Genomic DNA, 7,878 nt, shown 5'->3' with positions numbered 1-7,878 from the left:
CTCAAGGTGATTTTGTTATCGCGGATAAAGGCTATGATAGTGAAGCGATTAGAAATAAAGTTCGAGAGAGAAATTCAAGCCCTGTGATCCCCAGAAAGCAGAACTCAAAAACGGGTAATGGAGATATAGATTGGTGCTTATATAAATATAGGCACTTAGTTGAAAATGCATTTGCAAGACTGAAACACTTCCGTGCTATAGCTACAAGATATGATAAATTAAAGTTACAGTTTGAAAGTATGCTAGCACTGGCGTGTGCAATGATTTGGCTGCCAATGTGAAAGATCAACAGCCCCTAGGAATCTACGAAATTTATTTAATAATACTTGTTCAATATAACTTTATTATTGATTCAACTTTTGACAGTACATTTTTTGTTACTGATCTTTTTAGCTTATTATTTTTTATTATTTGGGTACACTTATCAAGCTATGTAACTTTTAAAGGGAAGTTGCCTATTAAGCGCAATAAGCTTTAAGGTAAAGCAATGACTGCAATGTCGGAGTAACCGACCGTATAAACCATACTAATAATTCTACTCGCACTGGAGAATTATTATGTATGAATTAATCCCTTACATCCCTAAAGTTACTTGGAATAAAGGCAAGCTTGTAGGGCAAAAATTACCGCTTAAGCTTGAAGAAATATGGTCAATACGAACAAGATTAGATATTAGTAATAACCTAAGAGAGTTAACTATGTTTAATTTGGCACTCGATTGTAAACTCAGAGCTTGCGATTTTGTTAAGTTAAAAGTTAAAGATATAGCTCATGGTAAAACAGTTCAATCGAGAGCCATACTCGTTCAGCAAAAAACAGGTAAGCCTGTTCAGTTTGAAATTACGAAAAAAACTAGGGAGGCTATAACTTCTTGGATAAAAGCTTGTTACCTTAAAACTGACGACTATCTGTTTCCTAGCCGAGTGAAGGAAAGTCAACATCTATCCACTAGGCAATATTCTAGAATAGTAAAACGTTGGATTACAAGTATTGGATTAGACCCAACAGCTTATGGAACGCATTCCATGCGGAGAACAAAGGCTTCATTAATTTATAAGAGAACTAAAAATCTGCGAGCAGTTCAAATACTGTTAGGGCATACCAAATTAGAAAGCACAGTAAAATACCTAGGCGTTGAAGTTGATGATGCACTAGAACTTTCTGAACACACCGATATCTAGGTATTTATTTCAATTAAGCAGGGACGCTTTTGAGCTTGCAGGAGGCATAGAATCATCAGCCCTGACTGGCCCTAGTGCCACCACAGCGGTCGTTCGTTCAATAAGGTGGTTTCTTAATATTTACTCTTTTTAATGACATGTTCAAAAAAAATAACGTTATTGTTAGAACCTTCAAGTTTTGAACGACTAAATCCATTCTTTTCCATTACCTTAATAGAACCAATATTATCGACTTCAACGCCCCCAACTAGAGAATGGATGTGCTTATCTAAACATGCCCAAGTAACGAGTCCTTTAACTAATTCACTACCAAAACCATTAGCCCAATAAGCTTCACCTAATAGATAGCCAATATGTAAGTCCAATTGCAGTTGCTTCGTCTTATCGTCATAGAGAAAAACAAATCCAATAATTTCGTTGTTTGATTCTAGTTTGATGGATAGAAAGCTGCTTTCTTTAATTCTTTGTTGTAACCAATTACTTGCCTCTTCATAAGTTGTAATGTTCTGCCATTCTCTAGGAAGTGAGCTAGTCACGGCTGGTGTTAATAACTCCAGCACTTTAAGTGTGCATAGTTGCTTACTTTCTTCATCTGATATTTGGGATTCAACACTTTTAATTAAGAGTCGTTCTGTATTAAATGTGCATCTTTGAGAAAGCGGTAGGTAATCTGCCATTGTAAAATACCCTTGTTGAGGTTGGTCGTAAAACCTTTAAGAAATAATGAGTGACATCGTTTAATTTATTTATCACTCATATATTACTATTAAAGGTCTATTTTCATGGTTAAAGCTAACTACTAGGTTCTTCTTTAAAGGATTGTTTAAATTCCATCGTCATTTGGTAGCCTTTAATTGCAGGAACAGCAATAGCATTTAAACAAAGTTGTCCAAACATAATTAAAGTTGCTGTTGCTAATGCATCTAACACCCAAGCAATTGTAACACCAGCACCGAGATGGTTAGGTATAGTTGCCAATACTGGAATTGTATGTAATCCAGTAATTCCATGTAAGGCTAAAGCAACCCAAAAGCCAAAACAGTACGGACATCGCCACGCTTCATATAAATAGGCTAATGGTCTAGGTAGTTTATTAATAATCCAGTTAAACCAATTTCCCCAATCGGGTAATTTTTCCCACAGTAATATATATATTGAAAGCCCCATAAGTGCGAGTGTAAAGTTCATATTTGTCTCCTAAATTTTATATCCAGTGATTATTGATGCAGTTGCATCTGGCTGACGATGTTCGTTATTTGTAATATTAGAAAAGCCAGAATTGTTAAGTAATTTGACGATTACGTTTCTAGTTTTAAGGTCATCTTTGCACGAAGAACTTTCGTTATGTTCAATTTGTTCATGACCATACTCAATGGACTCCTCCCAAAGGTCATCAATAGAAACAAATCGACCTGATGGTTTTAATATTCTCAATACTTCATTCATTCCTTGGTCAACATTCATCCAATGATGAAGAGTATTTACGGCCAACACTAAATCACAGCTTTCACTTTCAACGGGGATTTTTTCTGCTCCTGCAAGTAAAAATGTTGTTAGTTGAAAGTTACTTTCTTTTGCTGTTAGTTCTTCGGCAATTTCTAACATTTTAGATGTTGGGTCTATACCCGTTACATGTCCTGTAGAGAGATTGCTGGCAATAGCTCTAACAGCAGCTCCGCTGCCACAACCAATATCTAAAACAATTTCTGATGGTAATAGATTGCAGAATTCAGGAATTCTTTTGTGAAGTAGAAGTTCTCCCCATTGTTCAACGTAGTCTTCGGTAAGCTTGTCGCTCCAAGCACTAGGCATTAAATCATTTTTGTTTTCTTCAATAGACATCATATTTTTATCGACAATAGTTAGGTTGTCTAACTATTATTGTTATTTTAGTTAGTTTGTCAAACTAAATTCATTGTATGAAGCAATGTATGTAAATAATTTAAGAGCTACTATCCATTAATAAGTGCTTTAAAGCTCCTCTAGATAAAATAGTTAGCTCTTTTACAATAGAAATGTTAATTTGTTAGTTATTCTAACTAAATGGTTTTTTGTCAATATGAACTTGGAAGATGGGCTAGTAAAGCTGCAACGAATGATTTCTAGAACTTGGGATATTCAAGCGTTTGATAGTAAAGAAAATAGCTTAAGTTATAGTGAGTTTGAATACATGCTATGTGTTCATACTGCCGAAAATTCTGAATTTGATCCTGAGAATGCAGAGCATGACGATAGTACTCATTTATCGGCATTGGCTGCGGAAATGCAAGTACAAAAGTCATCTGCAAGTTTAATGGTCAATAAGCTTGAAAAACGAGAATTAATTTATCGCGCCACTTGTCAATATGATGCTAGAGCACAGCATATATTGTTAACAGAAAAAGGTCGAAAATTGTTTTTGAGTATTCAAAGCTCTGTTTATACTAATTTGGCAAAATCGTTTAAAGAACTTTTAGACGATAAAGAGTATGAGTATTTTGAAAAAGCACTATCTAAGATTTGTTCAACAAATGTTAACTATAAATAGTGGAGATGATTCCAATCAACCAAGCTGACCTATTTATTTAAATAAATAGATCAGCATATAAATACCAATATTTTTCTGCCCTTAAACTTACCGCCAACGGCAGCAATGAGCTTAAACCAGCTCCATAAAAAAACAGAGTATTTTGGTGAAAACCACCTTGAATATGCTCTTGACTTCGCAAAAGTCCTATGACCGCTTTAAGGCTCATTGCTGACCTAATCAATTTTACGATTAGGTCAAATCCAAAATTGGAAAGTATCAGATTAGATATGAGCTACAACAACTTATAAGCCACAATAACTATCATATTTAGGTTTCCAATCAGGAACTGTATCTGTTTGGCTTATTTTATTAGTTCGAAGATGGGACACTTTATCTGCCACTTCATTTGTTGAAAGCACTTCATTTGCACTAAAATAAACCCAGTCAACATCTTGATAATATTGTCGCATTTGTGGTGTTTGCACTAATTGCCCCGGATCAAACCACATATTAAAGTTAAGTGACATAGCTACTTCAGGATAAACGCCAACACCATGTTCCGCATATAGCTTACCATTTATATAATATTTCAATTTATTATCAGCCACCTGCAGTACAAGCGTATTCCAACCTTGCAGACTGTTTCTATCTGCATCATATGCATTAACTTTAGTCCAAGGTTTTAGTTGAAATGTTTCCCAAGAAGTTGCAAATAAAGCATGTTCACCTTCTCCCCAACCACCATTAGGCAAATATTCAAAGTCCATTTCACTGTAATTTAAGTCCATCGGGTATTCTAATGGACTAATGGCATAAAATGTTTGAATAACAGCATCACCATCCGGTCCAAATTGTGGTTTATCATTAAAAAACACTCTGGCTGCATAAGTACCTTCAAGGTATTTTCTCTGGTGGCAAATTTGTGTATGTCGGGTATTTACCGCAGTACCGTCTGTTTTAGATGTGATACGCATAACTGTATTATTATAATTTAAAATATCGGGGTGAAAGCTAATACCTTCATTCCACCAAGTTGCATTTTTTATCCCTGGATGCCCTTTATCTGTTCTAACAACCCAACCATTTTTTTGTGCTTGCTTTATCGTTTGATAACTAAAATCGTCAAACATCACTTCAGATTTATGTTTTTTTGCATTAACTTGTAATGAAAAACCAGCTGTAATGCTAAATAATATATAAGGTAGAAATTTAAAATTTAAAGGCATAAAGACTCCTGTTTATTTTATTTGATAAATGTTTTAAATCATCAACACAAAAACATTGAGCCTTTAATAAAACCAGTTAAATATTATTAAATTTACATATTTCACTTATTAAAAAATATTAAATTACCTATATAACAATGCGATATAATTATTTATGTTTTTTCATTAATAATTTCAAATTAAACACAAATACACCAAGTTGATTCAACTTACTAAAAATTCAACTCGAATTTCCCACTTCAAAGGAAGGAATTTAGCCTTTAATACAAGTTTATTTTCTCTAATTTGAAAGATTATATTTTGAAACCTTGATAGTATTTTATTGTAAAATAAATTACTGTATAAAATATACCAAACATTAAAAATTTAATTATGAAAAAGCGATTATATAAAAATTTAACTTTACTTTTTGCCGCATTATTTGTTGCTTCATGTGCACAAGAACATAATCCAGATATACAAGGTTCAACTCATGAAACACAACAATTAAGTCAATCTTTATCAGTTGTACAAGCTGTTCCTCAGCCTTTCAATATGGTTGCAAATGTAATAACTAATGCCAGAGTATCAACACTCAAGCATATCGATGTTGCTTATGTCGGAAAGCAAATTCCCTTTACCTTTAGTCATGGTAAAGTTAAAAATACTATAGGTTTTGAGTGGTATGTTAGTAAACATTTTGCCCTTAAAACCGATTACCCAGCTGAAAAAGCAAAATTTTTTCTAGAATTATTGGAACTCTCTTACCCTTATTATGTGGAGTTTTTTGGTATGGAACCGGCTAATATTGATCACCAAAGAATTGCATCAACTTACGCAACAAGTAATGACACACTCACAAATGCAATGTTTGACGATGGTTTTAACCGAGGCATACATCATACCGCAGGGGGAGAAGCTATGTATTATAACTGGGTAGGCTATAGCTTTCCGACAGAACGCCCTCAACATCAAAGATATATCGCAATTCATGAAACTATGCATTCTTACCAAATGGCACTTGGAAACTACCCTTGGACACCATCCTGGCATGGTGAAGGTTTAGGTGATGCGACAGCAAACCATATTTTTGACAGTCATAAAAAGCAATTAACGGTTTTTGGTCATGATGTGCCTATTTTCGATATGGTGAGCTGGGGATTAGATACTTACCAAAAAGAAAAACCTAGCATAATTGATATCCACAACAGGGCTCAGTTTGATCGGGGTTTAAATGTTTTATTTGTCCAGTTTATGTTTAATAATCCTGAATATTCTCAATACCTAAAAATATACCATCAAGAAGTTATGAGGAAACAAACTGATAGCCGAAAATCGTCATTATCAATATTGCAGAGCATTGTACCTGACTGGCAACAGCTTGAAACTGATTTTGCGACTTGGGCTAGTAATATCAATCAAAGCCATGATGTTGCAAGCAGAGGGCAATGGGAAATAAATGGCAATATGTTCTATAAAAGAAAATCACATTATGATTATGCACCACAACGTTTAGGTTTTAATATTACACCCGCTGAAAAACCTGAATTTAAATCATTTAAAATTGACTTTCCAAGCCCAAAACCCAGTCAACTATTGTTAGATATAAAACGAGGTATAGAGGAACCCACCCTTGGTTATGAAATTGAATACCAATCAGAAAGTCTTCAGCAAGGCACCATAGGTATGGCATTTGGTACTAAGTCAACTGAAGATAACCTCATAGCTAAAAAGCATTACCGAAGCTGGAAAGGCGGTAATACTGATTTAGACGAACAATTACGAATAGAAGTGAAAGAAGCAAAAACCTTAATGATTGATGGTCGTCAATTTGGCTCAGACTTAAAGCAAATCCCATTACCACTAAATATAATTAACAAACTACAACAGCAAGTTCAGCCTAAGTTAGGTGTATCTATACATATTAGAAAAGATGCTTTAATTGTCACGATAAAAACAAAAGAGACAAATGCTTTTGAAGTAAAATACACAATCACATCAAATCAGCATAATAATTTAATAAACCGTTTTTTTGGTTTAGTATCTAGTGATAACCAACACGGTATTACCCCCTATATAGATGATGGTAGAGATTTAAACCCCAACATGCCAGATTACATGCAAACTACCGCGGCAAATGCTTGGGGGTTTAAAGGCGACAAACTTGCACATCGTTTTGCAAGAGCAAATTGGAAAGCAGGGGATAAAACCCCACTTTCTTGGAAAAATGCTTTTAACCGATTAAACCAAGCGGCATTAAATAAATCTGTTGCTAACTCTGAAATTGAAAGCATAGAAGCTAAATTGCCGCACTTGATATCACAGGGCAAAGGTTTAAGCCAAGCTCAAGTTGAATTATCAGGTATTCAATTGCAAGTAGATTGGTTAGGTGGTAATAAAAATACACTTAAAGAACATGCTATTATTACCAATAATAGTAAATCGCCCATAACGGGAAAGATACGCTTTACCGTAAATGGTGTCACCAAGCAATTTGATGAACTGGTTATTTCAGGTGGTGATAAACGTACTATTCAAATCCCAGAAGATTTACTTAATCAAGGCGATTATGTCGAAGCAAAGCTTGAATATATTTGGCAAAATACACGGTTAACCCAGAAAATAACACAAAAAACAAAACAATATAAAGGCTTTGAATTACCCAAACTCAGTGCTGAGTTTCATGACGGGAAACTCAATATTGCTGCAAATTTGAATGGACCTTTTGCGGGTAAAACTCAAGGCATCATAACATTTGATTTATACTATGGCAGTACCAAACAAACACAAGAGCAAGATATCAAAATTGCCCCCTACGAAGAGCAACAGTTAGTACAAAGTTTTAAAATAGATGAAGAATCTTTAGATCATGATGCCTGGTTTGAAGTAACTGTAATTGCAGACTCAGATGGTGAGCCAATAACACTTAGAAAACGCCTGCCTTATGTACCAAAAAGATTTAAACGTTAATCTAAAAAATGAT

General features: G+C 34.4%; 9 protein-coding genes. 4 read left to right on the top strand and 5 right to left on the bottom strand.

Features of this window, described 5'->3' with window-relative positions; all coding sequences use genetic code 11:
• Together BM088_RS05485 and BM088_RS05475 are read left to right on the top strand one after the other, a co-directional pair.
• Positions 1–281 (top strand): transposase (locus BM088_RS05485; protein WP_143085036.1); only part of this gene is annotated, 281 nt, incomplete at its 5' end.
• 276 nt (positions 282–557) lie between these two features.
• Positions 558–1,181, top strand: coding sequence for a tyrosine-type recombinase/integrase (locus BM088_RS05475; protein WP_091981218.1), 624 nt, complete (start codon positions 558–560; stop codon positions 1,179–1,181).
• A 113-nt stretch (positions 1,182–1,294) separates the two neighbouring features.
• On the opposite strand, the gene BM088_RS05470 is transcribed toward BM088_RS05475, so the two are convergent.
• From BM088_RS05470 to BM088_RS05460, 3 genes are all read right to left on the bottom strand, one after another.
• Positions 1,295–1,858, bottom strand: coding sequence for a GNAT family N-acetyltransferase (locus tag BM088_RS05470; RefSeq protein ID WP_091981214.1), 564 nt, complete (start codon positions 1,856–1,858; stop codon positions 1,295–1,297).
• Positions 1,859–1,973: 115 nt separating this feature from the next.
• Entirely contained in the window at positions 1,974–2,369 is a 396-nt protein-coding gene (locus BM088_RS05465) for a hypothetical protein (RefSeq protein ID WP_091981210.1), read from the bottom strand.
• A gap of 9 nt (positions 2,370–2,378) precedes the next feature.
• Positions 2,379–3,026 (bottom strand): class I SAM-dependent methyltransferase, encoded by a 648-nt coding sequence (locus BM088_RS05460; RefSeq protein ID WP_091981206.1) that lies wholly within the window; start codon positions 3,024–3,026, stop codon positions 2,379–2,381.
• A 214-nt stretch (positions 3,027–3,240) separates the two neighbouring features.
• On the opposite strand from BM088_RS05460, the gene BM088_RS05455 reads away from it, so the two are divergent.
• Positions 3,241–3,708 (top strand): MarR family winged helix-turn-helix transcriptional regulator, encoded by a 468-nt coding sequence (locus BM088_RS05455; protein ID WP_218156456.1) that lies wholly within the window; start codon positions 3,241–3,243, stop codon positions 3,706–3,708.
• Between the two features lie 37 nt (positions 3,709–3,745).
• Here BM088_RS05455 and BM088_RS27130 read toward each other — a convergent pair whose 3' ends face one another.
• Positions 3,746–3,916, bottom strand: a complete 171-nt coding sequence (locus BM088_RS27130; RefSeq protein WP_177207957.1) for a hypothetical protein — start codon at positions 3,914–3,916, stop codon at positions 3,746–3,748.
• Positions 3,917–3,992: 76 nt separating this feature from the next.
• On the bottom strand, positions 3,993–4,916 hold the full coding sequence (locus BM088_RS05450; RefSeq protein ID WP_245763761.1) for a glycoside hydrolase family 16 protein: 924 nt from the start codon (positions 4,914–4,916) through the stop codon (positions 3,993–3,995).
• Between the two features lie 372 nt (positions 4,917–5,288).
• On the opposite strand from BM088_RS05450, the gene BM088_RS05445 reads away from it, so the two are divergent.
• A complete protein-coding gene (locus tag BM088_RS05445; RefSeq protein ID WP_091981202.1) occupies positions 5,289–7,865 on the top strand; it encodes a hypothetical protein in 2,577 nt (858 codons plus the stop codon).
• Positions 7,866–7,878 lie beyond the last annotated feature (13 nt).

The organism is Pseudoalteromonas denitrificans DSM 6059, from assembly GCF_900112265.1.
Taxonomy (GTDB): domain Bacteria; phylum Pseudomonadota; class Gammaproteobacteria; order Enterobacterales; family Alteromonadaceae; genus Pseudoalteromonas; species Pseudoalteromonas denitrificans.
Note: the sequence above shows the minus strand (reverse complement) of the source record. Positions and strands in the feature narration are given on the sequence as shown.